Below are 25,594 nucleotides of genomic sequence, written 5' to 3' on the forward strand. Positions count from 1 at the left end.
CAAGCGCAAGCGCCTCAAAGCCCTCATGAACCCGACCTACCGCCAAGCCGTCCTTGCAGGTTAACGATTCATGATTTCGCCCTGTCAGAGACAGCCCTTGCGGTTGACTTGGCCAAAACCTTCCGATTTACACCGGACCAGCAAAACTCCCGACAGCGCGGACCATTTTCCCATGCTTGAAAAGACCTACGACGCCAAAACCGTCGAGCCGAAGATCGCCAAAGTCTGGGAAGAGGCCGACGCGTTTCGCGCCGGTGCCGGGGCCGAGGAGGGGGCGGAAGCCTTCACCATCGTCATCCCGCCGCCGAACGTCACCGGTTCGCTTCATATGGGGCACGCGCTTAACAACACGCTGCAGGACGTATTGGTGCGCTTCGAGCGAATGCGCGGCAAGAACGTCTTGTGGCAGCCGGGCATGGACCATGCCGGCATCGCCACACAGATGGTGGTCGAGCGCCAGCTTATGGAAAAGCAGATCCACCGCCGCGACCTGACCCGCGAGCAGTTCATCGAGAAAGTGTGGGAGTGGAAGGCCGAATCCGGTGGCGCGATCTTCAACCAGCTGAAGCGGCTCGGCGCCTCCGCCGACTGGTCACGCAAACGCTTCACCATGGACGAGGGCCTGTCCAAGGCAGTGCTCGAAGTGTTCGTCACGCTCTACAAGGAAGGCCTGATCTACAAGGACAAGCGTCTTGTGAACTGGGACCCGAAGCTGCTGACCGCGATCTCTGATCTCGAGGTCGAGCAGCAGGAGGTCAACGGCAATCTCTGGCATTTCCGCTACCCCATAGAGGGCCACGCCTTCGACCCGGAAAACCCAAAAACCTTCATCACCGTGGCGACGACGCGCCCCGAGACGATGCTGGGCGATACGGCCGTTGCCGTGCACCCCGACGATGAGCGTTTCCGGCACCTGGTCGGCAAGAAAATCGTTCTGCCGATCGTCGGCCGCAAGATTCCCGTGGTGGCGGATGAATATTCCGACCCTGAGAAGGGCTCCGGGGCGGTCAAGATCACGCCGGCGCACGACTTCAACGACTTCGAGGTCGGCAAGCGTCACAAGCTGCCGGCGATCAACATCCTGACCACCGCGGCGACGGTAAGCCTCAAGGACAATGAGGATTTTCTTGCCGGTCTCGAGGTGACGCCGGAGCGCCAGGCGGTCTGGGATGAACTCGATGGGCTCGACCGCTTCGTCGCGCGCAAGAAGATAGTCGAGCTGATGGAAGAGGGTGGCTTCCTCGAAAAGGTCGAGCCGCATCGCCACGCCGTACCGCATGGCGACCGCGGCGGCGTGCCGATCGAGCCGTTCCTGACCGAGCAATGGTATGCCAACGCGGCGGAGCTGGCCAAACCGGCGATCGCATCGGTGCGCGAGGGCCGCACGAACTTCGTACCGAAGAACTGGGAGAAGACTTATTTCGACTGGATGGAGAACATCCAGCCCTGGTGCATCTCGCGCCAGCTCTGGTGGGGTCACCAGATCCCGGCGTGGTACGGGCCGGACGGACGGGTCTTCGTCGAGAAGACCGAAGAAGAGGCGCTGGGCGCGGCGATCGAATATTATCTGGCGCTAGAAGGGCCGTGGAAGGCCTGGGTAGAGGACAAGCTCGAGAATTTCCAGCCAGGCGAGATCCTGACCCGCGACGAGGATGTGCTCGACACCTGGTTCTCGTCGGCGCTGTGGCCGTTCTCGACCTTGGGATGGCCGGACGAGACGCCCGAGCTGAGCACCTACTACCAGACCGACGTGCTGGTGACCGGCTTCGACATCATCTTCTTCTGGGTCGCCCGCATGATGATGATGGGCCTGCACTTCATGGACGAGGAGCCTTTCCACACCGTCTATGTCCATGCGCTGGTCCGCGACAAGAACGGGCAGAAGATGTCGAAGTCGAAAGGCAACGTCATCGACCCGCTCGACCTCATCGACGAATACGGCGCCGATGCCCTGCGCTTCACCCTGACAGTGATGGCGGCCCAAGGCCGCGACGTGAAGCTCGACCCGGCGCGCATCGCCGGCTATCGCAACTTCGGCACCAAGCTGTGGAACGCGACGCGTTTTGCCGAGATGAACGAGGTTGCGCGCGATGACGATTTCTGGCTGAACGACGCCAAGCTGGCGGTCAACCGCTGGATCCTGACCGAGCTGACGCGCGCAGCGCGCGAGATCACCGATGGCATCACCTCATACCGCTTCAACGAGGCGGCGGGTGCCGCCTACCGCTTCGTCTGGAACCTGTTCTGCGACTGGTACCTGGAACTGCTGAAGCCGGTGTTCATGGGCACTGACGAGGCGGCCAAGGCCGAAAGCCGCGCTTGCGTCGCTTTCGTGCTGGACGAGATCTACAAGCTGCTGCATCCGATGATGCCGTTCATGACCGAGGAGCTGTGGGCGCAGACCGCTGGCGAAGGCAAGGAACGCGCGTCGCTGCTTTGCCATGCTGCATGGCCGTCGCCGGACTTCGAAGATGCGGATGCTGCCGCCGATATCAACTGGCTGGTCGACCTCGTTTCCGGCATCCGCTCCGTGCGCTCGGAAATGAACGTGCCGCCGGCTGCCATTGCACCGCTGGTGGTGGTCGGTGCCAACAATGTGACGCGCGAACGGCTTGTCCGCGAGGACTCGGCGATCAAGCGGCTGGCACGCGTCGGCGACATCTCGCTGGCCGATGTCGCTCCAAAGGGCTCGGCGCAGATCGTGCTCAACGAGGCGACGATCTGCTTGCCGCTCGGCAGCCTGATCGATCTTGTCGCGGAGGCGGCACGGCTGCGGAAGGAACTAGCCAAGGTGACCGAGGAAATCGCGCGCCTGCACAAGAAGCTGTCGAACGAAAGGTTCGTCGCCAGCGCGCCGGCAGAGATCGTCGAAGCCGAGCGCGAAAAGCTGGCCGAATACCGCGACGCACAGGAGAAGCTTTCGGTCGCGTTGACCAGGGTTCGCGACGCCGGTTGAGGGCGGGATTCGCGAGATTTTAGCGCCCTCTAAAACGACAGTTTCTTGCCGCGAAAATAGACATTCCGTTGCGTTAATGTTGACGTAAACGGAAGTTTTAGCCCCATTGTTGCCATAATGTAACAATGGGGCCGGATACCCGCAAAATGCCCTCTTCTTGGGCCATTTTGGAGAAGTTTCCCCGATTTTGTTGGTTCATTTGCACCCAAATGCCGTGTTTTCGGTGTTGCGGGAAAGACGGAGCTTTGCCGAAAACGCACTCTGATCAACTGTACGTGTACGCTTCTTGAATTCGTTGTTGCACCGTTAACCTGAATTGGTTCTAGCTTGATGCACGGTTATTCGGGGGAGGACATCCATGAACAATTTGCGTCTGAAAGCACTGCTGGGGGCAGGGTGTCTTTCCCTGGCGTTGATCGGGACAGCGATGAGTTCAGCGCATGCTGGCGGCCTGGAGCGCGGCGGTTACGACATCGATCTTTTGTTTGACCCTGCGCCGTTCTCTACGGAAGCGGAAGCGACTTACGTGATGCCGGATCGTAAGCTCAAGAATGCGCGCGGTCCTGGCGGGGCCGACCTAGGTTTCGGGACCTCGGCCGATGGGGCCGAGAACTATTGGGTCCCGCGCATCGGCGCGAAGGCCCAAATCGTCCAAGGTGTCGACTGTATGATTGACTACTCGCAGCCTTGGGGTGCGCATGTTGCGCCCGGCGTGTGGAATGGTGCGTTTTCCAACATGGAAACCGACATCAAAAGCGATAACTACGCTGCGACTTGCTCTTACAAAATGGATGCGGGCAAGGGTCAACTCCGCTTTATCGGCGGTGTTTTCTACCAGAAGGTCTACGGTTTCAAGGAAAGCCTGGTGTCACCGCTGGTGCCCGACTTCGGCGGCACCGGTCGCGTCGATCTGACGAGCAACGGCTGGGGCTGGCGCGCCGGCCTTGCCTACGAAATCCCCGACATCGCGTTGCGCGCGAGCCTCGTCTATAATTCGAAAGTTAAGCTCGATAACATTTCGGGCACGCTCGATCTGACAAATGTCGGCAGCGTCGTTCTTCCGATCTACGGCTCAACGCAGTACATGCCGGACGTGGTGGAATTGAAAATGCAGTCGGGCATCGCGCCCGGCTGGCTCGCCTTCGGTTCGATCAAGTGGGTTAACTGGAGCGTGCTGCAGAGTGTGCCGATCTGTCCGGTCGGTGTCCCAAGCGCGTTTTGCTTCACGAACTCGCCAGGCGAAGTAACGTCGCTCGACCTGATGTATCGTGACGGCTGGACGGTCACGGGCGGCATCGGTCATAAGTTCAACGACGAGTGGAGTGCGGCCGGCCAGCTCTCCTGGGATCGCGGCACTTCGCATGGCTACGGCTCGCAGACGGACTCCTGGACGCTGGGGGGCGGTGTCGCTTACACCCCTAAGCCGAATATCGAGGTTCGCTTGGCTGGCGCGGTTGGCGTGCTGACAAGCGGTCATTCCGGTATATTGATTGGGGAGAACGGTAAAGTTGTTGGAGATGACGCCACCTACGACTTCGGCAACGATCTCGTCACAGCGATTTCAGGCGGCCTCAAGATCAAGTTCTAAACCTCTGAAAAGCTGAACGAAAAAGGCCGGGCATCGCTCGGCCTTTTTCGTTGGCAGGTCTGGTCAGGCGTCCAGTTACCCAAGCCGCGTTGCATATAAACAGCACCGCTTTCACCTCGTGCAATTGTGACGTTTCGGCAACACTTTCTGAACAACCCCTGCGCTAAAGGTCAGGCCAAGGAAATTGCCCATTTCCCGCCATAAACCCGGCGCACCTCGATCTTGTCTCGGGACACGCGCCAAAAGGCTCGGCGATGGGGCAGGCCGCATCGCACCCTTTTCAGGGAAGATGTGGGCAAGGAAGAGTATGGACGCCAAAGTCATTTCCAAGGCTAAGCTCCCCAGCCGCCATGTGACCGTCGGTCCGGCGCGGGCGCCGCACCGTTCCTATCTCTACGCAATGGGCTTGTCGGCAGCCGAGATCGCGCAGCCGCTGGTCGGCGTCGCATCCTGCTGGAACGAGGCGGCCCCCTGCAACATCTCGCTGATGCGCCAGGCGCAGGTGGTCAAGAAGGGCGTTGCGGCCGCTAATGGCACGCCGCGCGAATTCTGCACCATCACCGTCACCGATGGCATCGCCATGGGCCACCAGGGCATGAAGTCGTCGCTGGTGTCGCGCGAGGTCATAGCCGATTCCGTCGAACTCACCATGCGCGGCCATTGCTATGACGCGCTGGTTGGGCTGGCCGGCTGCGACAAGTCGCTGCCCGGCATGATGATGGCCATGGTGCGGCTCAACGTGCCGTCGATCTTCATCTATGGCGGTTCGATCCTGCCCGGCAGCTACCGCGGCCGCCCCATCACCGTGCAGGATGTGTTCGAGGCGGTCGGCCAACATTCGGTCGGCAAGATCGATGATGCCGAGCTTCTCGAAATCGAACAGGCGGCCTGTCCGTCGGCTGGCTCCTGTGGCGCCCAGTTCACCGCCAACACCATGGCCACCGTCGCCGAAGCGATCGGCCTAGCGCTGCCCTATTCCTGTGGCGCGCCGGCGCCGTACGAAATGCGCGATCGTTTCAATTTCGCTTCGGGCGAAAAGATCATGGAGTTGATCGCGAAAAATATCCGGCCGCGCGACATCGTCACGCTGAAGGCACTGGAAAATGCGGCGACCGTGGTTTCGGCCACCGGCGGCTCGACCAACGCAGCACTGCATCTGCCGGCGATCGCACACGAGGCCGGCATCAAGTTCGACCTGTTCGACGTGGCGAAGATCTTCGAGAAGACGCCTTACATCGCCGACCTCAAGCCGGGCGGCAAATATGTCGCCAAGGACATGTTCGAGGCCGGCGGTATCCCGCTGTTGATGAAGACATTGCTCGACCACGGCTATCTGCACGGTGACTGCCTGACCGTGACTGGCCGCACTTTGGCCGAAAATATGGAGCACGTTGCCTGGAATGAACACCAGGATGTGGTCCGCCCGGCCAACACACCCATTACCCAAACCGGCGGTGTCGTTGGGTTGAAGGGAAACCTCGCCCCCGAAGGCGCGATCGTCAAAGTCGCCGGCATGTCGGAGCTGAAGTTCTCCGGCCCGGCACGCTGTTTCGATTCGGAAGAGGAATGTTTCGAGGCGGTAACGCATCGCAACTACAGGGAAGGCGAGGTTCTCGTCATTCGCTACGAAGGGCCGCGCGGCGGCCCCGGCATGCGCGAAATGCTGTCGACGACGGCAGCGCTCTATGGCCAGGGCATGGGCGGCAAGGTGGCGCTGATCACCGACGGGCGCTTCTCGGGCGCGACGCGCGGTTTCTGCATCGGCCATGTCGGGCCGGAGGCAGCGGTGGGCGGTCCGATCGGGTTGCTCAGGAATGGCGACGTGATCTCGATCGACGCGGTGAACGGCACGATCGATGTGGCGTTATCCCAAAGCGAACTGGCGGCGAGGGCGAAGACCTGGAAGGCGCGCAAGACCGACTATCAGTCGGGCGCGATATGGAAATATGCACAGACGGTGGGGCCGGCGCGCGATGGCGCGGTGACCCATCCGGGCGGTGCGAAAGAAACACATTGCTATGCGGACATCTGAGTTGTTGAGGTCGTCTGTCTTTTCGGCACTGGTCGTGGCTGCCACTTTTGGCGCGACCTTTGGCGCCGTGGGCCAGGCCATGGCCTTCGATGACAAGGTGTTCGACGACAAGACCGGCGTGAAGCCGCAGTCGAGCCCGTGGGCGGTGTTCCAGTTCGGCTTCTCCGCCTACAAGAACGGACACAAGGAACAGGCTGCCGAGGCCTACAAATATGCCGCCGAAAACGGCCAGATCGGCGCCACCTGGAAGCTTGCCCGCATGTATGCGGAAGGCGACGGCGTGGCGCGCGACGACTATGAGGCGTTCAAGTTCTTCTCGGAGATCGTCGACCAGGATGTCGAGCCCGGCTCGCCCGAGGAAAGCTATGTCTCCGATGCGCTGGTGGCGCTCGGCGACTATCTGCGCAAGGGCATTCCCGGCAGTCCGGTCACCGAGAACGAGGTGGCCGCTCAGGAATATTACATGCGCGCCGCCGCCAACTACCGCAATCCGAACGCGCAGTTCGAGATGGGGCAGATGTTCCTGAAGGGCGAGGGCGGCGTGAAGGCCAGCGTCAAGCAGGCTGGGCGCTGGTTCCAGCTCGCCGCCGAGAAGGGCCATGCCGGCGCGCAGGCGACATTGGGCCACCTGCTGTTCCAGAGCGGCAAGATCGTTCGCGGCCTGGCGATGATGACGGCTGCGCTCGAACGCGCTTCGCCAGCCGATCAGCCCTGGATACGCGGCATGCAGGAGGAGGCATTTGCCACCGCCGGCGAAGCCGACCGCCGCACCGCGATCTCCCTGGCGGACGATATCCTCACCAAGGGCGGCAACTCGGACCAGTAGGCGCTGCTGCCGCCTGTCGGAAATCAGTTCTCGGTCGGCTCCGTCGGTACCACGCTGGGCGCCGGCGTCGAGATCGGCGTGGCATGCAGGTGCGGCGCCATCGTGTTTGCGGGGCAGCTGTCGCCGACCTTCGTCCACGAGGTGTTGTTGAGCACCATGTCGCAGCGGGCAAGATGGCTCTGGCCGGCTACCGTCAGGCAGGCGACCTGGCCAAGCTGGTAGGATTTTCCATTGGCCAGGCATTCCTGGTCGGCAAGCGCCGCGGCAGGAGCGGCCATGGCAAATGCCAGGCCGATCGGACAAAGATGAAATCGTATGGTCATGGAATCCCAGCCGCCATGCTGACCAAGCAATGAACGGCGCGAAATGTGGCGATATGAGGGTTAGCGCAGTCAGGCTGGCTGGAGCGCGAGATCGATCGCCACCGGGACGTGATCGGACGGCTTTTCCCAGGCGCGGACATGCTTTTCGATCAAGGCCGATGAGAACCGGTTGGCGGCTTCCGGCGACAAAAGCAGATGGTCGATGCGGATGCCGTTGTTCTTCTGCCAGGCGCCGGCCTGATAGTCCCAGAACGTATAGGCGTCAGTCGCGTCGGTGACCGCGCGCACGGCCTCGGTGAACCCAAGGTTGAGTAGCCGGCGGAAGGCTTGCCGCGTCTGCGGCTGGAACAGCGCATCGCCCAGCCAGTTCTCCGGAAACCGCGCGTCGATCGGCTCGGGGATGACGTTGTAGTCGCCGGCCAGCACAAGCGCCTCTTCGAGCTTCAGGCGCTCCTCAGCCCAGCGCTCCAGCCGTGCCATCCAGGATAGCTTGTAGGAGAACTTCTTCTCGTCATCGATCGGATTGCCGTTCGGCAGATAGAGCGACGCGACGCGCAGCGCGCCCTTGTCCGTCGAGAAAACGCCTTCGATGAAACGCGCCTGCTCGTCGGCATCGTCGCCGGGCAGGCCCCTGACAACTTCGTCGAAGCGCAACTTCGACAGGATGGCGACGCCATTGAAACCCTTCTGGCCATAGGTTTCGACATTATAGCCAAGCGCCTCGATTTCGGCGCGCGGGAACTGCTCGTCGACCGTCTTGATCTCCTGCAGGCAGGCGATATCGGGCGCGCTTTCGGTCAGCCAATGAGTCAGGTTGCCGATGCGGGCGCGCACGCCGTTGATGTTCCAGGTGACAATTTTCATGGCGGTCCCGATGCTGCTCAGTTGGGGTCTTGCGGCGGATGGCGTTCGACGAGCCCGATCGTATTGCCGGCCGGGTCCTTTAGGAAGGCCATCCATTCGGTTTCCCCAGCTGGGCCGAACTGGCCCTCGCTGTCACGATGGACAAGCGTCGGCGTCGCGGTGAAGGCGACGCCGGCCGCCGCCGCCGAGGCGTGGAAATCGTCGAGACCCGATATGTCGAGATAGACTGTTCCTGCCGGTATGCCGTCGGTGAACAACAGCCTGATATCGCCGGCCATGATAAATGCGATGCCGGGCGGATCGAAGCGCGCATGCAGGCTCATGCCCAGGACGTCGCGCCAAAAGGCTAGCGTGGCGTCGAGGTCGCGGCCAGCCGCCAGCGCGATCTGACGGACCGCGCCGATGGCAGGCATTCTATATGGAAAAGCTCGTGCCGCAGCCGCAGGAGGCGACTGCGTTCGGATTCCGGATCTGGAAGGACTGGCCCATCAAATCATCGACGAAATCGATCACCGAACCGCCCATATAAACCAGCGACAGATCGTCGATCAGCACCGTGGCGCCATCCTTCTCGATGGCGACGTCATCGTCGTTGCGCGTGTCGACTAGATCGAACTTGTAGGAAAAGCCGGAGCAACCGCCGCCTTCGACGGAAACGCGCAGCGCCGTCTTGCCCGCCTCACCCGAGACAATCTTTGCGATCCGCCTGGCGGCGGCCTCGGTCATGTCGACTTTCATGGCAGTCTTGGCATCCGCGCCCATCGGCGTCACCTTGCTTTCGGTTTCACATGATAGGTATGAAGCGCGAGGGGCCAAGTCAACCAGGCCCAAATTATCTGGACCAAGTCAACTGCGGCGGCATCAGCCATGACCAATGAGTTGGGCGACATCGGATTTGGCTATCGGCCACGCGCTGCCTATGCCTGCGATCCGGCAAAGTCGCGCGGACGGCTTTTCGACGAGGTGGAGAGCCCGACCCGCACGCCGTTCCAGCGCGACCGTGACCGCATCATCCACTCGACGGCCTTCCGCCGTCTCAAGCACAAGACGCAGGTGTTCATCGCGCATGAGGGCGACCATTACCGCACTCGGCTGACTCATTCGATCGAAGTGGCGCAGATCGCGCGCGCTTTGGCACGAGCGATCCGCGGCGATGAGGATCTCGCCGAGGCGGTGGCTCTGGTGCATGATTTCGGCCACACGCCCTTCGGCCACACCGGCGAGGACGCGCTGAACGAGAAGATGGCCGCCTGGGGTGGTTTCGACCACAATGCGCAATCGCTGCGCATCGTGACGAGGCTGGAAGCGCGCTATGCCGAATTCGACGGGCTCAACCTGACCTGGGAAACGCTGGAAGGCTTGGTCAAGCACAATGGACCGCTGACGGATGTCAACGGTCAAGGTCTGAAAGGGCCGGTGCCGCAGGCAATCCGTGACTATTCGCAGTTGCACGACCTCGAACTGGACCGGTTTGCCGGAATCGAGGCGCAATGCGCTGCGATCGCCGACGACATCGCCTACAACACGCACGATATCGACGATGGCCTGAGAGCAGGGCTGCTGACGCTGGATATGCTGGAGACGGTTTCGCTGCCCGGAACCATTCTGAAAGGTGTGCGCGCACGCTACCCCTCTCTTGATGACGTACGCACCGGCCATGAGCTGATGCGGCGGCAGATCACTGCCATGGTCGAGGATGTCATCGTCTCCACCACTGCCAATCTGGAGCGCATCAGGCCGCGGAACGCCGATGCCGTGAGGGCGGCTGGCGAGACGATGGTGACTTTCTCGGCCGAAATGGCCGCCTTCGAGAAAGAACTGAAGGCCTTTCTCTACAAGCATCTTTATCGGCACGCGGAAGTCATGCGTGTGCGCGCGGACGCCGAGCGGATCGTCAACGATCTGTTCGACGCCTATTTCGCCGATCCGCGCGCCATGCCGGACGGCTGGCGCGAGGGACTGGATCGGGCCGCCGTTCGCATCAAGGCGCGCAGCGTTGCTGATTTTCTGGCGGGTATGACCGACACCTATGCGCTCAAGGAACATCGGCGTTTGTTTGACCATACGCCGGAATTGAGCTAGGCCGGGCTCGATTTTGCCGGCCAACGAGCCGGATTCCCTGTAAAGCCACCAGAGCCATTCCCATGAATATCTTCGCCGACTTCACCGCGCGAATCATAAAAGCTGTTGAAGCGCTTGATTTGAAAGACAGTAATGGCGTTTCGCCGGATCTGTCGCGCATTGCCGTCGAGCCGCCGCGCGACGCCAGCCATGGCGACCTGGCGACCAATGCGGCAATGGTGCTGGCCAAGCCGACCGGCCAGAATCCGCGCGCGCTGGCCGAGAAATTGGCGCAAGCGCTGCGTGAGGACAAGGATGTCGCCGCCACCGAAGTGGCTGGCCCGGGTTTCGTCAATCTCCGGCTGAAGGACGGCTTCTGGCAGGTGCATCTGACCGCCTTGCTTGGCGAAGGCCGCAATTATGGCCGCTCGTCGATTGGCGCTGGCAGGAAGACCAATGTCGAATATGTCTCGGCCAATCCGACAGGGCCGATGCATGTCGGCCATTGCAGGGGCGCTGTCGTTGGCGACGCGCTGGCCAACCTGATGGCCTTTGCCGGCTACGACGTGACCAAGGAATACGTCATCAACGATGCCGGCTCGCAGATCGACGTGCTCGGTCGCTCCGCATTCCTGCGGTACCGCGAAGCGCTCGGCGAGGACATCGGCGAAATACCTCCCGGTCTCTATCCCGGCGATTACCTTGTCCCTGTCGGGCAGACGCTGGCCAAGGAGTTTGGCCGCTCTTTGCTGCAGATGCCGGATGACGAGGCGCTCGCCATCATCAAGGACCGCACCATCGATGCGATGATGGCGATGATCCGCGAGGATCTGGCGATGCTCAACGTGCATCACGACGTGTTCTTCTCCGAGCGCACGCTGCACGCTGACAATGCCAGGAAGATCCGCTCGGCGATCAACGATTTGACGCTGAAGGGTCACATCTACAAGGGCAAATTGCCGCCGCCCAAGGGCGAGAAGCCCGATGATTGGGAGGACCGCGAGCAGACGCTGTTCCGCTCGACCGCGGTCGGCGACGACATGGACCGGGCGCTGGTCAAGTCGGACGGCTCCTTCACCTATTTCGCCGCCGATGTCGCCTATCTCAAGGACAAGGTCGATCGCGGCTTCGTCGACCTGATCTATGTGCTCGGCGCCGACCATGGCGGCTATGTCAAGCGGCTGGAAGCGCTGGCGCGGGCGATTGCCGGCGATGAGGTGAAGCTCACCGTGCTGCTTTGCCAATTGGTGAAGCTGTTTCGCGACGGCGAGCCGGTGCGCATGTCGAAGCGGTCCGGCGATTTCGTGACGCTGCGCGAAGTGGTGGAGGAAGTCGGCCGCGACGCGATCCGCTTCATGATGCTCTACCGCAAGAACGACGCGCCGCTGGATTTCGATTTCGCCAAGGTGACCGAGCAGTCCAAGGACAATCCGGTGTTCTATGTGCAGTACGCTTCGGCGCGCTGCCATTCGGTATTCAGGCAGGCGAGCGAGCAACTGGGCGAGGCTAATTTCGATCGTAACAGCCTCGCGTCCGCCGTGGCTTTGCTGACCGACGAGGGCGAAATCGGCCTGATCCGCAAGCTTGCCGAATATCCCCGCCTGATCGAGTCGGCCGCACTTGCGCTCGAGCCCCATCGGCTGGCATTCTACCTTTATGATCTGGCCTCCAGCTTCCACGGACACTGGAACCGTGGCACGGATAATCCCGACTTACGTTTTGTTAAGGTTAACGACCGACAATTGACGCATGCCAGACTAGGGCTGGTGCAGGCTGTTTCAGACGTTTTGACGTCCGGCCTGACGCTGATCGGAGCCGCCGCGCCCACCGAAATGCGTTAGGTTTGACTAAATAACCTGTCACCTTTTGCCCACATTGCGCTGGTAAGGGCCAACCCTACGCGACGTCCATGGCGTCCGAATGAGTGCGAGTTCGGGAACAATAATGGCAGACAGAACCCAGCTGAGAGTAGCCGACAACAACGACATCGCCGATGATGATCCGTTCGCGGAACTGACCAGGATCATGGGGTTCGACCCGCGCCAGCCGGTCAAGCCGCAGTCGCCCGCGCAGCCGAAAGCCCCAGCCGCCGATCACGGGGCGGAAGAGGGCGATTTCGATATCGATCTCGAGAAGGAAATGATGGCCGAGTTCGGCGCTGACGACAGCGACGCCGTTCCGGTTGCCGAGGCTCATGAGCGGACTTTCGAGCATCAGCCGGCGTTCGAAGCGGCTGAGGCCGGCGCAAAGGATGACGACGAGTTTTCGGTTTCGCTCGACGACGATTTCCATCTGGACATGGCTGACGTCGACGACCAAGCTACCGGCTCCAGCCAATCGGGCGCTGCCGAAGCCGCGCCGTCCGTCGAGCCGGCTTTCGACGCTGATTTCGGCAATGCCGTCGCCAGTTCGCTTGAGGATGTCTCGCCCTTCGAGGACGATCAGCCGATGGCGGACGAGCTTGCCGCGTCGCTCGACCATGACTTCCGGATCGACGAGGAAGCTGAAGAGGTCCAGCACGCTGTTGACGACGCGCCTGCTGTCGAGACGGCTGCCTCCGATCATGAATTCGACGATGTGATTGCGATCTCGCTCGAAGACGAGTTGATGCTCGACGACCATTCGGTGACGAAACAGGCCTACAGGGCTGCCGATCCCGTCGAGTACCCCATGCCGGAGCAGGCTGCTGCGCCTGACGGCCAAGCCTCCGACGAGAATTTTGCCTCCGACGAAAATCTTGCCAGCCATCTCGACGACAGCATGGCGGATGTCGACATGGATTTTGACGTTCGCGCTGACGAGCCGGTCGCATCCGAGGAGCCGGAAGCGCATGATATGCTTGCCGATAGCGCGGATGCGAAGGGCGAGACGCCCAGCGCTGAAGCAGGGTCGGATGATGTTTTCGAGCTGAATTTCGACGACACGTTCGCCGAAACAGTCGAAGAACCGGCCACTGAGTTTGTCGCCGCTCCGGTCCAGCCGGTGGCGCCAGACGTCATCGCAGCCGAGCCGGAGCAAACCCCGATCGCGGACGAACGGAGCCTGGAAGACGAGTTGAATGCGCTGCTGGGCGCCATGACCGCGCGCTCGGCGCCTGTAGCCAAGGAGGAGCCGGTCATGGCTCAGCCGGCTGTCGCCGCGCAGTCGCCTGTCGCCGAGGCTGCAGAGACCACCGAGGAGCCGGCCGATGTTGTCGGTGAGCTCGACTGGGATCTTGACGAACCCGCTCCTGAGGAGCCTAACCACCTCGGCACCGCCCAGGCGGCCGATGCCGATGTCGACGATCTTTTGCATGATGAACCTGAAGATCGGGATCCGGGCTCGGAGGCTGCCGGACATGGTGATGTCGATTTCGACGATGACGCCTTCGACGCGGCCTTTGCCAAAAGCCTGGACCCGCGTGATGCGTCCGCTTCCCGGGACAATTCGACGGATTCTCTCGATTGGCCGGCGGAGCGTTCCACGCCGCCCGAGCCAGTCCGTTCGTGGAGCCGCGTGACGCCGGTTCCGCAACAGCCCTCATTTAGCGCTCAGCCTCCGGTTGGTGGTCAGCCGGCCGCTTCGATGGCACCCATGACCACAGCCTCGGCGGTCGCCGGGGTGACGTCCTACCGTTCGGCCGAGCCGGTCGAAACTGTCGCCCCTGTATCCGCGCCGCAATCGCGCCAGTCAGCGCGTTACGAAGACATGCCCGATGTCGAGACTGTCGATGTGCCCGAGCGTGTCGTGGCGCTGGCGGACGATCTCGACATTCCGGAACTGCATTTCGAGGAAGATCAGCCGGCGTCGCCTGGCTATGACGATCTCGACGCCGAGTTCTCCAGCCTTCTCTCCGAGATGAACGCGGTGGAGGTCGCTCCCGCTACCGCGCGCTACGTGGCGTCTTACGAAGATGATTCTTACGCCGCGGGTTTCAAGCCGGGTTATGACACAGCCAAGCAGGGCTATGACAACGCCAAGCAGGGCTATGACAGCGTCAAGCCGGGTTATGACAAGCCGGGCTATGACAGGGCCTCGCTGGGTTATGAGCCGGAAGCGCGCACCTATGCGGCGCGGCCGATGGAAGTGTCTGCCCGCACGGCGGCGCCAACAGGTTATGCCGATGCCGCCGACGGCTTCGATCTCGACAGTCTGCCCGGCAATCAGCCGGCTTCACAGGCGGACGATTTCACCGTCGACGAACTCGACTACGATCCCGAACTCGATGAGGCGATGGCTGTTCCGGGCCTCGGCGAGCGTGAGGCTGCAAGGCCTTCGCGCGGACGTGGCCTGCTCATCGCCGCGATTGTCGGTGGGGTGGCGGTCGCAGGCGGCCTTGGCGCCTTTGCGCTGTCTTTCGGCGGCAAGGGCGGCACTGAAGCGCCCGTGATCGTTAAGGCCGACAACGCGCCTATCAAGGTCAAGCCGGAGAATCCGGGCGGGGCCGTGGTACCGAACCAGGACAACAAGGTCTATGACGCGGTCAGGGGTGCGAAGCCCGCCGAGCCGGTCCAGGAGAAACTGGTTACCAACACCGAAGATCCGGTGGACGTTCAGGCGAAGGATCCGAGCCGCGCCATCGATCTTTCGCCGGACCAGAACGCCGGCGCCGCAGTCACCATCGGACCCGATGACGGCAACGCCGTGCCGACCGCCGGCGCCGCTTCGACCGACAACACAGCGCCCGCGCCCAAGTCCGAGGATCGCATCGCGCAGGTGCTGCAGGATGCCGACAAGGGTACCAACGCCGATGTCGTTGCCGTTGCGCCGCGCAAGGTGAGGACCATGGTGGTCAAGTCGGATGGTTCGCTGGTGCCGCGTGAGGATCCGGCGCCGGCCGCGACGCAAGTGGCCGCAACCGAGCCGGTCGACCCGGCGCCGCAGCATGTTGCGCCGTTGGCGAAGGCCGATGCGGACCAGACCGGCACTGTAGCGCCCGCCGCCGCCCAGGCAGATGATGGGCCGGCTCTCAAACCGGTGGCTGCAGCACCGGTGGCGGCAGCGCCGGTAGCGACAGCCAAGCCCAAGGCTGAGGCCAAGGCGCAGTCCGCCAACACGCCGACCAAGGTTCCGGTCGCGCCGCAGCGTCCGTCCGACCAGCCGGTTGATGTCGTCGGCGAGGTCAAGCCCGATCAGGTCGCGTCCATCGATCCGGCGTCGACCGCGACCGGCGGCGGCTCGTGGTCGATGCAGATTGCTTCACAGCCGACGGTCGAGAGCGCCCAGTCCAGCTATCAGGATCTGCAGCGCCGCTATGGCAGCGTGCTCGCCGGTCGTACCGCCAACATCGTCAAGGCCGAGATCGCCGGCAAGGGCACGTTCTACCGCGTGCGCGTTCCGGCCCAGTCGCGCAATGATGCGATCAATTTGTGCACCAGCTACAAGGCCGCCGGCGGCAACTGCTTCGTCTCGCGCTAGAGCCGGAGCCAACCAATTGTAGAAGCCGGCGCGGTCACCGCGCCGGCTTTTTATGGGGAAAGCAGATCTGGCGTTTGACGGCTTGTGATCCGGATGATTCCCTTTGATCGTGTGAAGCCCTAAACTGCTGACATGACCGAATCAAAATCCATGATCCTCGGCTGTGCCGGGAAATCGCTCACCCGCGAAGAAATCAATTTCTATCGCAATGAATGCCCTTGGGCCTTCATCCTGTTTGCGCGCAACATCGGCGAGACCGAACAGATCCGCGATCTGGTCGCCGAGATGCGCGACTGTATCGGGCGTCCGGACGCGCTGGTGTTCATCGACCAGGAGGGCGGCCGTGTGCAGCGCCTGCGGCCGCCATTGGCGCCGAACTATCCGGCCGGTGGTGCGCTCGGCGCGCTGTGGCGCGACGACCATGATGCCGGCGCCCGCGCGGCCTGGCTGATGGCGCGGCTGCATGCCTTTGACCTGTTGCGCTACGGCATCACCGCGGATTGCCTGCCGGTGCTCGACGTGCCGATCGAGGGCGCCAGCGATGTCATCGGCGCGCGTGCGTATGGCAAGGAACCGCGACCGGTGATCGAACTCGGCCGCGCTGCGGCCGAAGGGTTGATGTCGGGCGGCGTGTTGCCGGTCATGAAGCACATTCCGGGCCATGGACGCGCCTTTGCCGACACGCATTTCGAATTGCCTGTGGTCAATGCCTCGCTGAGCGATCTGCAGCGGCATGATTTCGCCCCGTTCCGGGAGCTCAATCATCTGCCGATGGCGATGACGGCGCATGTCGTCTACAGCGCCATCGATCCCAACAATCCGGCGACCACCTCCGGCAAGGTCATCGACGAGATCATCCGGCGCGAGATCGGCTTCGACGGGCTGCTGATGAGCGACGACACCTCGATGAAGGCACTTTCTGGGGATTTCCCGACAAAGGCGGCCTCGATCCTTGCGGCGGGCTGCGATCTGGTCCTTCACTGCAATGGCGTTTTCGAGGAGATGGCCGGCATCGCATCGCGGACCACGGGGCTTGAAGGCACATCGCTGGAGCGCGCAAAGCGGGCGCTGACCTATATTAAGAAACACGACACGGTGGAAGAAACCGAGATACGCGCTGAATTCGCCACCTATTTCGATGCGGTGGCTTAAAAAAGGGAAGTGAGAGGAAGTGGCGGAAACATTGGAAAGCAAGGCCGCGAAGGCCGCACCGATGGACCGTCTGTGGGCCGAGAATGACGATTCACGCGTCACCGGCGACCCGTCGCTGGTCGTCGACGTGGCCGGCTTCGAAGGTCCGCTCGATCTTCTGCTGCATCTCGCCCGCACCCAGAAAGTCGATCTGGCGCGCATTTCGATCCTGGCGCTGGTCGAGCAATATCTGACCTTTGTCGAGACGGCGAGGGCACTCAGGCTCGAGCTTGCCGCCGACTATCTGGTGATGGCGGCGTGGCTGGCTTTCCTCAAGTCGAAGCTTCTGATCCCCAAACAGCCGGGCGATGAGGGCGAAAGCGGCGAGGAACTGGCGGCGGTGCTGCAGTTCCGGCTGAAGCGGCTGGAAGCCATGCGCGACGCCTCGGCTCGCCTTGTCAACCGCAACCGGCTCGGCCGTGATGTGTTCGCGCGCGGCATGCCGGAAATGGTCATCGTCGAAAAGCGTAACGCCTATTCGGCCTCGCTCTACGATCTCCTGACCGCCTATGCGCAGCAGCGGCAGAAGCAGGCGATCAACAATGTGACGATCGCCAGGCGTGGTGTCTGGTCGCTCAAGGACGCGCGCGATATCCTGACCCGCCTGGTCGGAGCCCTGCACGACTGGGCGACGCTGGAAAGTTTCCTGATCGTGTACATGACCAGCCCCGAGGAGCGGCGCACGGCGATCGCCAGCTCTTTCGCGGCCACGCTGGAACTGGTGCGCGAAGGCACGATGGACATGCGGCAGGACGACGTGTTCGCTCCGATCTATCTGCGCGGCCGCGCGCAGGCAATCAAGGCAGTCGAGGTGGCATCATGAGCGAACGCGCCAACACTTCGGTTATCCCGTTCAAGGTCGGCGATGAACCCGAAGAGGAATCGCTCTCCCAGTATCCTTCAGAGCAACAGGTGCAGAATCCGGCCGAGCGGCTGCATCTGGCGGAAGCCGTACGCATGGCCGAGGCGATCGTGTTCGCCAGCGCTGAACCTGTCAGCGAAAAGCAGCTTGCGGCGCGTCTGCCAGATGGCATCAACGTCGCCCTGGCCATGGCCGAACTGCGCCAGATCTATGCCCGGCGCGGCGTCAATCTGGTGCGCGTCGGAGATGCCTGGGCATTCCGCACCGCCGGCGATCTGGCTTTCCTGATGAGCCGCGATACTGTCCAACAAAGGAGGCTGTCGCGCGCAGCGCTCGAAGTGCTGGCGATCATTGCCTATCACCAGCCAGTGACGCGCGCCGAAATAGAGGACATCCGCGGCGTCGAAACCTCGAAAGGGACGCTCGACACGCTGCTGGAAACCGAATGGGTGCGCATGCGCGGCCGGCGCAAAACGCCGGGACGCCCTGTCACTTACGGCACCACCGACAACTTCCTTGATCATTTCGCGCTGGAGGAGATCCGCGATCTTCCGGGCATGGAGGAACTGAAAGGGGCCGGGCTGCTTTCGGGCCGTATGCCGTCGAATTTCTCCATTCCGCAGCCGCCGGCCGATCCCGACGCGTTGACCGACGACGAGGACGCGCTGACCGACATCGACCTCGAGGAACTCGGCCTGCTGACGCCGCGCGTCACGGAGGATTGACTGGCTAGCTGCCAATCTGTCGAGGATGCGCGGATTCGTAGCGGGCCATCGCGTTGAAAACGCGTGACATCCGCCACCCTTTCATAAACTCTGTCGCAGTTGTGTTTGAATCCCTACGCGAAAGCGCATAGATCATCGCCAGGGAAAACGTTCGAGAGAGATTTGCTATGGGTTCATTTTCGATTTGGCATTGGATGATCGTGCTGGTGATCGTGCTGCTGGTGTTCGGCCGCGGCAAGATTCCCGAGCTGATGGGTGACATGGCCAAGGGCATCAAGAGCTTCAAGAAGGGCATGGCCGACGATGACGTTGCCGAAGACAAGCGCACCGTCGAACACCGTGCGGATGAGACCGTTGCGGCCGCGAAGGAAAAAGCCAGCAAGAGCTGAGCCACGGGTTCTAGTCGGAACAGAGTGCCATGTTTGAAGTCGGCTGGACCGAAATGCTGGTCATCGCGATCGTCATGATCGTGGTCGTCGGGCCCAAGGATTTGCCTAATATGCTGCGCACTTTCGGGCGCACGACGGCCAAGCTGCGCGCGATGGCGTCCGATTTCCAGAAGCAGTTCAACGAAGCGCTGAAGGAAGCCGAGCTTGACGACGTCAAGAAGTCGGTCGACGAGCTCAGAGGCCTCAGCCCGATGGCCGAGATCAAGAAGCAGCTCAATCCGTTCGAGCAGGCCGCGGCCGACGTTCGCTCCGGCGTCGATGCGGCGATGAAGCCCAAGCCGGCGGCCGATCCGGCAATGCCTGCCGCTTCGACACCGCTGGCGGCCGAGCCTTTGAAGAATGGCGCTACGACCATGCCTGGCGTCAACGGGCCGGAAGCCACGCTGGCAGCGCCAATTTTCCCGGCAATGGCCGATGACTCGGTGGTGACGTCGTCATTGCCGACAGTACCGGTCGTGGCGCCAAAGGCGTCCGCGGCGAAGGTGGCCAAGGCTGCGCCGGCAAAGGCAATGCCGGTTGCAAAAATACCGGCCACGGCTTCGGCGAATGTCGCAAAGGCTCCTGCGCCGGCGAAAACGATCGCCACCAAGGCCCCGCCTACGCCCAAAGCGCCAGCGAAGACCGTGGCGGCGGCAAAGGCTGAAACGCGCAAAACCGCGAAGCCTGCTGCGGCCAAGGCGATCGCGAGCAAGACCGTGGCGAAAGCCGATCCGAAGCCTACGCCGGCCAAGACACCGGCGGCCAAGAAGACGGCGGGAGCCGCCAAGTGAGCGTTTCGGACAAGGAAAAGGACGAGATCGAGAAATCGTCGGCGCCGCTGATGGAGCATCTGATCGAGTTGCGCCGGCGGTTGATCTGGTCGCTGGGCGGCTTCTTCGTCGCCTTTCTCGTCTGTTTCTTCTTCGCCAAGAAGCTGTTCAACCTTCTGGTCGTGCCGTTCAGATGGGCGACGCAGTGGGCAGGGCTCGATCCGCACAAGGTCGAGCTGATCTACACCGCGCCGCAGGAATTCTTCTTCACCCAGGTCAAGCTCGCAATGTTCGGCGGCATGGTGATCGCTTTTCCGCTGATCGCCACGCAGATCTACAAGTTCATCGCTCCAGGCCTCTATAAGAACGAGCGCAACGCCTTCCTGCCGTTCCTGATCGCTTCGCCGATCCTGTTCCTGATGGGCGCGTCTCTGGTCTATTTCTTCTTCACGCCGATGGTGATGTGGTTCTTCCTCGCCATGCAGCAGACCGGCACCGACGAACAGGTGCAGATTTCGCTGCTGCCGAAAGTGTCGGAATATCTCAGCCTGATCATGACGCTGATCTTTTCCTTCGGCCTGGTGTTCCAGCTGCCGGTGGTGACCAGCCTTATGACGCGGGTCGGCATGCTGTCGTCCAAGGCGCTGGCCGAGAAGCGCAAATGGGCAATCGTCATTGCCTTCGTCGTCGCCGCGGTGCTGACACCACCCGATCCGATGAGCCAGATCGGCCTGGCCCTCCCGACGATCCTTCTTTACGAGGTCTCCATCTGGGCTGCCCGGCTGATCGAGCGCGATCAGGAAAAGCAGCGTGTGGCGCGCGAGAGACAGGACACAGCGGAAACCGTGGCGGACAAAGCCCCAGACGAGCCTCCGGCGCCTGCTGCCTCCTAATACCGGGCTGCGTGGAAAACGGCTGCCGCTGCCTAGCCTCATCTTGCATCGATCAAGGATGCGGTTTACGCCCTCTTGCTGAAACGCATCGCTATCAAGCGCTGCGTTTCAGTTTTGTTTTGAGCATGTCGTTGTCCCAAACCGCTGCGCACTTTTGGGCGACATGCTCCCTGAGGACGGATGAACCATGCTTGACATCAAATGGATTCGCGACAACCCGAAGGCCCTTGTCGAGGCGCTGGTCAAGCGCTCATGGTCGGCCGGTGAGGCGCAGTCCACGGTCGACGGGCTGATCGCCTCGGACGAAGCGCGGCGCGAGCACGTCACCGAATTGCAGACCAGGCAGGAGCGCCGCAATGCCGCCTCGAAAGAGATCGGCAACGCCATGCGCTCGGGCGACGCAGCGCTTGCCGAGAAGCTGAAAGCCGAAGTCGGCGAGATAAAGACCTTCATCCAGAATGGCGAGGCGCGCGAACGCGAACTCGACAAGGCGCTGAACGATGCGCTTGCGGTGCTGCCCAACATGCCGCTCGACGACGTGCCTGTCGGCAAGGACGAGCACGACAATGTCGTCAAGCGCGTCGTCGGCAAGGCGCCGACACCGCCGAACTGGGTGAAGGAGCATTTCGAGATCGGCGAAGCGCTCGGCATGATGGATTTCGAGAGGGCGGCAAAACTGTCAGGCTCGCGGTTCACCGTGCTGAAAAGCGGCTTGGCGCGGATGGAACGCGCGCTCGGACAATTCATGCTCGACCTGCACACGACCGAGCATGGCTACCAAGAAGTCATCCCGCCACTGATGGTCAAGGACGACGTTCTGTTCGGCACCAACCAGTTGCCGAAGTTCGAGGAAGATCTGTTCTTCACGCCGCACGGGGAGGGCAGGCTTGGCCTGATCCCAACAGCCGAAGTGCCGCTCACCAACTTGGTGCGCGAAGAAATCACCGCGCATGAAAAACTGCCGCTGCGCTATACGGCGCTGACGCCGTGCTTCCGTTCGGAAGCGGGTTCGGCCGGGCGCGACACGCGCGGCATGCTGCGTCAGCACCAATTCTACAAGGTCGAGTTGGTGTCGATCACCGATCAGGAGTCCTCGCTCGCCGAACACGAGCGGATGACGCAATGCGCCGAGGAAGTGCTGAAGCGGCTCGGCCTGCCGTTCCGCACCGTGACACTGTGCACCGGCGACATGGGCTTTGGCGCGCGCAAGACCTACGACATCGAGGTCTGGCTGCCCGGCCAGAACGCCTATCGCGAGATTTCGTCCTGCTCGGTGTGCGGGGATTTCCAGGCGCGCCGCATGGAAGCCCGCTACAAGGACAAAGACGGCAAGGGCAACCGCTTCGTCCATACGCTCAACGGTTCGGGCACCGCGGTCGGTCGCGCGCTCATAGCTGTCATCGAAAATTACCAGAATGAGGATGGCAGCGTAACCATTCCTGAAGTGGTGCGGCCTTACATGGGCGGTCTGGAAAAGATCGAAGCGAAATAATGCGCATCCTCCTGACCAATGACGACGGCATTCATGCCGAGGGCCTGGCGTCGCTCGAACGCGTCGCACGAACGCTGTCCGACGATGTCTGGGTGGTGGCTCCGGAGCAGGATCAGTCAGGCTACGCCCATTCGCTGTCGATCTCGGAACCGCTGCGGCTGCGCAAGATCGGCGAGAAGCATTTTGCCGTGCGCGGCACGCCGACCGATTGCGTCATCATGGGTGTCAAGAAGATCCTTCCCGGCGTACCCGACCTGATCCTGTCCGGCATCAATTCCGGCGCCAACATTGCCGACGATGTCACCTATTCGGGCACCGTCGCCGGCGCCATGGAGGGCGCGCTGCTCGGCATCCGCTCGATCGCGCTCAGCCAGGGCTACAGCTATGTCGGCGAGGACCGCGTCGTCCCTTACGAGACGACCGAGGCACTGGCGCCGGCGCTGCTGGAGAAACTGGTCGCGACGCCGTTGCCTGACGGTGTTTTGCTGAACGTCAATTTTCCGAACTGCCTTCCAGAAGAGGTCGCCGGGACGGTCGTCACCTCGCAAGGCAAACTGGTGCATAGCCTGTGGGTCGACGAGCGCCGCGACGGGCGCGGCCTGCCTTATTACTGGCTGCGCTTCGGCCGCGAGCCGGTCGAAGGCAAGCAAGGCACAGACCTCTATGCTCTGCGCAACAGGCTGGTGTCGGTGACGCCACTGCAGCTAGACCTGACCGCGCATGAAATCCGTGATCAACTGAGCAAGGCGCTTGCATGAACCAGGCCCTCGATGACCGCGAAGGCTTTGCCGCCTTTCTGTTGCGCCTGCGGGGCAGGGGGACGGTGCCGAAGGCGTTGATCGCGGCCTTCGAGGCGACGCCACGGCGAGACTTCCTGGCGGCCCAGTTCCATCAGATCGCCTGGTCGGACCACATGCTGCCGATTGAATGCGGCGAGGCGATCGAAGGTGCGGACATGCAGGCGGCGGTGATCGCCGCGCTCGCCATCGAGCAGGGCAACCGCGTGCTCGAGATCGGCACCGGCTCCGGCTATACCTCGGCGGTGATGTCGCGGCTGGCGGCGCGGGTCGTCACCACCGATCGCTACAAGACGCTCGTCGAGCAGGCCAGGCAGCGCTTCGAGGCGCTCGGTATCGGCAATGTCATCGTGCGCCAGGCCGATGGTTCCGGCGGGCTGCCGAACGAAGGGCCGTTCGATCGCATCGTCGCATGGGCAGCCTTCGACAGCCTTCCGCGCTTCCTGCTCGATCAATTGTCGAGCGGCGGCATCGTCATCGCCCCGATCGGGCCCGAGGAGGGCGAGCAGGTGCTGGCCAAGCTGACCAAGGTCGGCAGCCGGTTCGAGCGTGAGGATATCGGCCTTGTCCGCTTGCAGCCTATCCTGCGCAGCGTGGCCGCCGTCATTTAGACGGTGTTGCAAACGGCAGCTTCGCGCCCGTCCTCGACACCGGCTCGGCTGACGAAAATCTCCCCTCAGCACACCCTCTAATATTTTAAGAAAAATTTCGCCGGATTCCATGGGGTTAACCGTCGAGTAACATTAACGCGCTTTAATCATGCCTAGTTTGTACCGGGTATGTGCGGGTTAGTGCGATGCAACTCAGAGTTTTGAAGACAAACGGTCGCAATCTGGCGCGAGGCTGCGCCATACTGGTGGTCGCGGGTGCTGCTGCGGGATGCAGTTCCCAGGTTTCGCGGTTCAATGGCGTCGACGACGTCTTTACATCCTCGACGAACAATCAGCGCGCGATCATCAACAAGCAGGATGCCGTACAGCAGCCCTATCCGGGTGATGTCGCGGCCGCCCCCATCGATGGCAGCCACACACAGTCGGTCAGCCGCTCCAGCCTCGAGCCGGTTTCGACGCGGCCATTGCCGCCGCCCGTTGCACAGGCGCAACCAGCTCCCGCTCTGGCGCCTGCCGCAAAGCCGATGCGCACCGCATTGGCTCCGGCGCCGCATGTCGACAGGACCAAGACTGGTACCGTCGCTCCGGCCGCATCGCCGTTCAAGGTTGCGCAGCCCGATGCACCGCACGTGGCATCGGCTGGCACGCCGCATGCGACCGAGATCGTCGTCAGGGACGGTGAAACGATTTCAGGCATAGCGCAGCACTACAAGGTGCCGGCCGACGTGATCATGAAGGTCAACGGACTGAGCGCGACCAAGGGTCTGAAGACCGGCCAGAAGCTGGTTATCCCAGCCTATGCCTACTCGAACAAAGGCGAGCCGAAAGTCGCCGAGGTCAAGCCGGCGAAAGACGGCAAGCACGACCAGCCGGCCACGGCACCCGAGAAGGTCGCGGTGCTGCCCCAGCAACCGAAGCTGAAGGAGGGCAAGTCCGCCGCTCAGGTCGACACGTCGGCTGCCGCAAACCAGCCCAAGGAGCCCAAGCCACAGATGGCCGCCGCCAAGGCGACTGGCACTGCTGGCACCTACACGGTCCAGTCGGGCGATACGATGTCTTCGATTGCCAGGAAGACCGGCGTTGGCGTCGTTGCTCTCAAGCAGGCCAACGGGATGAAGGATGGACTGCTCAAGATCGGCCAGACCTTGAAGGTGCCGACTGGTGGGGCCGCGACGGTCGCCAGCGCCAAGGCTGCCAAGATCGATCCGGTGACCACGGCCACCACGCAGCCAGCGGCAAAGACCACGCCGTCGGAAACGCTGGCGTCCTACACGCCGCCGAAGAAAGACTCGAAAGTCATCCAGCAGGCCGAGGACGACGATGCCGTCGCGCCTGACGCCACCGGCATCGGCAAGATGCGCTGGCCGGTGCGCGGCCGCGTGATCTCCGGTTTCGGGTCGGGCAAGGACGGTGTCGACATCGCCGTGCCGACGGGAACGCCGGTCAAGGCGGCCGAGAACGGCGTCGTCATCTATGCCGGTGACGGGCTCAAGGAATTCGGCAACACGGTTCTGGTGCGCCACGAGAATGGCCTGGTCACCGTCTATGGTCACGCCAGCTCTATCGAGGTGCAGCGCGGCCAAAAGGTCAAGCGCGGCCAAGAAATCGCACTGTCGGGCATGAGCGGCACGACGGACTCGCCGAAGCTGCATTTCGAAGTGCGCAAGAACTCTGCCCCGGTCGATCCGTCGGGCTACCTCGAATAGAAAAAAAGCAATTTGCAGGCCGTCTGACCTCCAGTCCGGCCCGCCGGCTCAGCCCGCTCCGCCAGGAGCGGG

Annotated in this window: 21 protein-coding genes; 17 read left to right on the forward strand and 4 right to left on the reverse strand. The window is 62.3% G+C overall.

Translation table 11 applies throughout. The features are described 5' to 3' along the window. Positions 1 to 172: 172 nt before the first annotated feature. The 4 genes from NKJ89_RS26590 (at position 173) to NKJ89_RS26605 (ending at position 7,402) form a co-directional block, all read left to right on the forward strand. Positions 173 to 2,956 carry a valine--tRNA ligase gene (locus NKJ89_RS26590; protein ID WP_352606950.1) on the forward strand — a complete coding sequence of 928 codons (2,784 nt, stop codon included), beginning with the start codon at positions 173 to 175 and terminating at the stop codon, positions 2,954 to 2,956. 358 nt (positions 2,957 to 3,314) lie between these two features. Further along, on the forward strand, positions 3,315 to 4,544 hold the full coding sequence (locus NKJ89_RS26595) for an outer membrane protein transport protein (protein ID WP_352606952.1): 1,230 nt from the start codon (positions 3,315 to 3,317) through the stop codon (positions 4,542 to 4,544). A 307-nt stretch (positions 4,545 to 4,851) separates the two neighbouring features. Beyond that, positions 4,852 to 6,576 carry a dihydroxy-acid dehydratase gene (gene ilvD, locus NKJ89_RS26600; protein WP_023757633.1) on the forward strand — a complete coding sequence of 575 codons (1,725 nt, stop codon included), beginning with the start codon at positions 4,852 to 4,854 and terminating at the stop codon, positions 6,574 to 6,576. After that, a complete protein-coding gene (locus NKJ89_RS26605) occupies positions 6,563 to 7,402 on the forward strand; it encodes a tetratricopeptide repeat protein (RefSeq protein WP_352606954.1) in 840 nt (279 codons plus the stop codon). Before ilvD ends, NKJ89_RS26605 begins: the two co-directional genes overlap by 14 nt. A 23-nt stretch (positions 7,403 to 7,425) precedes the next feature. Here the strand turns inward: NKJ89_RS26605 and NKJ89_RS26610 are convergent, their stop codons facing one another. The 4 genes from NKJ89_RS26610 to erpA all read right to left on the reverse strand — a co-directional run bounded on the left by NKJ89_RS26610 (position 7,426) and on the right by erpA (position 9,351). Further along, positions 7,426 to 7,725, reverse strand: a complete 300-nt coding sequence (locus tag NKJ89_RS26610) for a hypothetical protein (RefSeq protein ID WP_352606956.1) — start codon at positions 7,723 to 7,725, stop codon at positions 7,426 to 7,428. Between the two features lie 69 nt (positions 7,726 to 7,794). Continuing rightward, positions 7,795 to 8,589, reverse strand: a complete 795-nt coding sequence (gene xth, locus NKJ89_RS26615) for an exodeoxyribonuclease III (protein WP_352606958.1) — start codon at positions 8,587 to 8,589, stop codon at positions 7,795 to 7,797. 17 nt (positions 8,590 to 8,606) lie between these two features. Next, positions 8,607 to 9,002 (reverse strand): VOC family protein, encoded by a 396-nt coding sequence (locus NKJ89_RS26620; protein ID WP_352606960.1) that lies wholly within the window; start codon positions 9,000 to 9,002, stop codon positions 8,607 to 8,609. 1 nt (position 9,003) lies between these two features. Then, the gene (gene erpA / locus NKJ89_RS26625; protein ID WP_027024881.1) at positions 9,004 to 9,351 is read right to left on the reverse strand and encodes an iron-sulfur cluster insertion protein ErpA; all 348 of its coding nucleotides are present in this window, start codon (positions 9,349 to 9,351) and stop codon (positions 9,004 to 9,006) included. A gap of 105 nt (positions 9,352 to 9,456) precedes the next feature. Between erpA and NKJ89_RS26630 the strand changes: the two genes are divergently transcribed. The 13 genes from NKJ89_RS26630 to NKJ89_RS26690 all read left to right on the forward strand — a co-directional run bounded on the left by NKJ89_RS26630 (position 9,457) and on the right by NKJ89_RS26690 (position 25,522). After that, positions 9,457 to 10,671, forward strand: a complete 1,215-nt coding sequence (locus tag NKJ89_RS26630; RefSeq protein WP_352606962.1) for a deoxyguanosinetriphosphate triphosphohydrolase — start codon at positions 9,457 to 9,459, stop codon at positions 10,669 to 10,671. 62 nt (positions 10,672 to 10,733) lie between these two features. Continuing rightward, complete coding sequence (gene argS, locus NKJ89_RS26635; RefSeq protein WP_352606964.1) at positions 10,734 to 12,491, forward strand: arginine--tRNA ligase; 1,758 nt, start codon at positions 10,734 to 10,736, stop codon at positions 12,489 to 12,491. Between the two features lie 103 nt (positions 12,492 to 12,594). Further along, positions 12,595 to 16,047 (forward strand): SPOR domain-containing protein, encoded by a 3,453-nt coding sequence (locus NKJ89_RS26640; RefSeq protein ID WP_352606965.1) that lies wholly within the window; start codon positions 12,595 to 12,597, stop codon positions 16,045 to 16,047. Positions 16,048 to 16,179: 132 nt separating this feature from the next. Next, entirely contained in the window at positions 16,180 to 17,199 is a 1,020-nt protein-coding gene (nagZ, locus tag NKJ89_RS26645) for a beta-N-acetylhexosaminidase (RefSeq protein WP_352606967.1), read from the forward strand. 61 nt (positions 17,200 to 17,260) lie between these two features. After that, positions 17,261 to 18,061 (forward strand): segregation and condensation protein A, encoded by an 801-nt coding sequence (locus NKJ89_RS26650; protein WP_352607052.1) that lies wholly within the window; start codon positions 17,261 to 17,263, stop codon positions 18,059 to 18,061. Continuing rightward, positions 18,058 to 18,825 carry an SMC-Scp complex subunit ScpB gene (scpB, locus tag NKJ89_RS26655; protein ID WP_352606969.1) on the forward strand — a complete coding sequence of 256 codons (768 nt, stop codon included), beginning with the start codon at positions 18,058 to 18,060 and terminating at the stop codon, positions 18,823 to 18,825. The genes NKJ89_RS26650 and scpB overlap by 4 nt, the downstream gene beginning before the upstream one ends. A 167-nt stretch (positions 18,826 to 18,992) precedes the next feature. Then, positions 18,993 to 19,214 carry a twin-arginine translocase TatA/TatE family subunit gene (locus tag NKJ89_RS26660; RefSeq protein ID WP_013531295.1) on the forward strand — a complete coding sequence of 74 codons (222 nt, stop codon included), beginning with the start codon at positions 18,993 to 18,995 and terminating at the stop codon, positions 19,212 to 19,214. 29 nt (positions 19,215 to 19,243) lie between these two features. Then, positions 19,244 to 20,044, forward strand: coding sequence for a Sec-independent protein translocase protein TatB (tatB, locus tag NKJ89_RS26665; protein WP_352606971.1), 801 nt, complete (start codon positions 19,244 to 19,246; stop codon positions 20,042 to 20,044). Next, positions 20,041 to 20,916: a twin-arginine translocase subunit TatC gene (gene tatC / locus NKJ89_RS26670; RefSeq protein WP_023757620.1), complete on the forward strand. Its 876-nt coding sequence runs from the start codon at positions 20,041 to 20,043 to the stop codon at positions 20,914 to 20,916. The genes tatB and tatC overlap by 4 nt, the downstream gene beginning before the upstream one ends. A gap of 187 nt (positions 20,917 to 21,103) precedes the next feature. Further along, positions 21,104 to 22,408, forward strand: coding sequence for a serine--tRNA ligase (gene serS / locus NKJ89_RS26675; protein ID WP_352606973.1), 1,305 nt, complete (start codon positions 21,104 to 21,106; stop codon positions 22,406 to 22,408). Beyond that, the gene (surE, locus tag NKJ89_RS26680) at positions 22,408 to 23,166 is read left to right on the forward strand and encodes a 5'/3'-nucleotidase SurE (RefSeq protein ID WP_352606975.1); all 759 of its coding nucleotides are present in this window, start codon (positions 22,408 to 22,410) and stop codon (positions 23,164 to 23,166) included. Before serS ends, surE begins: the two co-directional genes overlap by 1 nt. After that, positions 23,163 to 23,816 (forward strand): protein-L-isoaspartate(D-aspartate) O-methyltransferase, encoded by a 654-nt coding sequence (locus NKJ89_RS26685; RefSeq protein WP_352606977.1) that lies wholly within the window; start codon positions 23,163 to 23,165, stop codon positions 23,814 to 23,816. The genes surE and NKJ89_RS26685 overlap by 4 nt, the downstream gene beginning before the upstream one ends. Before the next feature lie 185 nt (positions 23,817 to 24,001). After that, complete coding sequence (locus tag NKJ89_RS26690; RefSeq protein ID WP_352606979.1) at positions 24,002 to 25,522, forward strand: peptidoglycan DD-metalloendopeptidase family protein; 1,521 nt, start codon at positions 24,002 to 24,004, stop codon at positions 25,520 to 25,522. Positions 25,523 to 25,594 lie beyond the last annotated feature (72 nt).

It is taken from the genome of Mesorhizobium sp. M0047 (assembly GCF_040323315.1).
Lineage (GTDB): Bacteria > Pseudomonadota > Alphaproteobacteria > Rhizobiales > Rhizobiaceae > Mesorhizobium.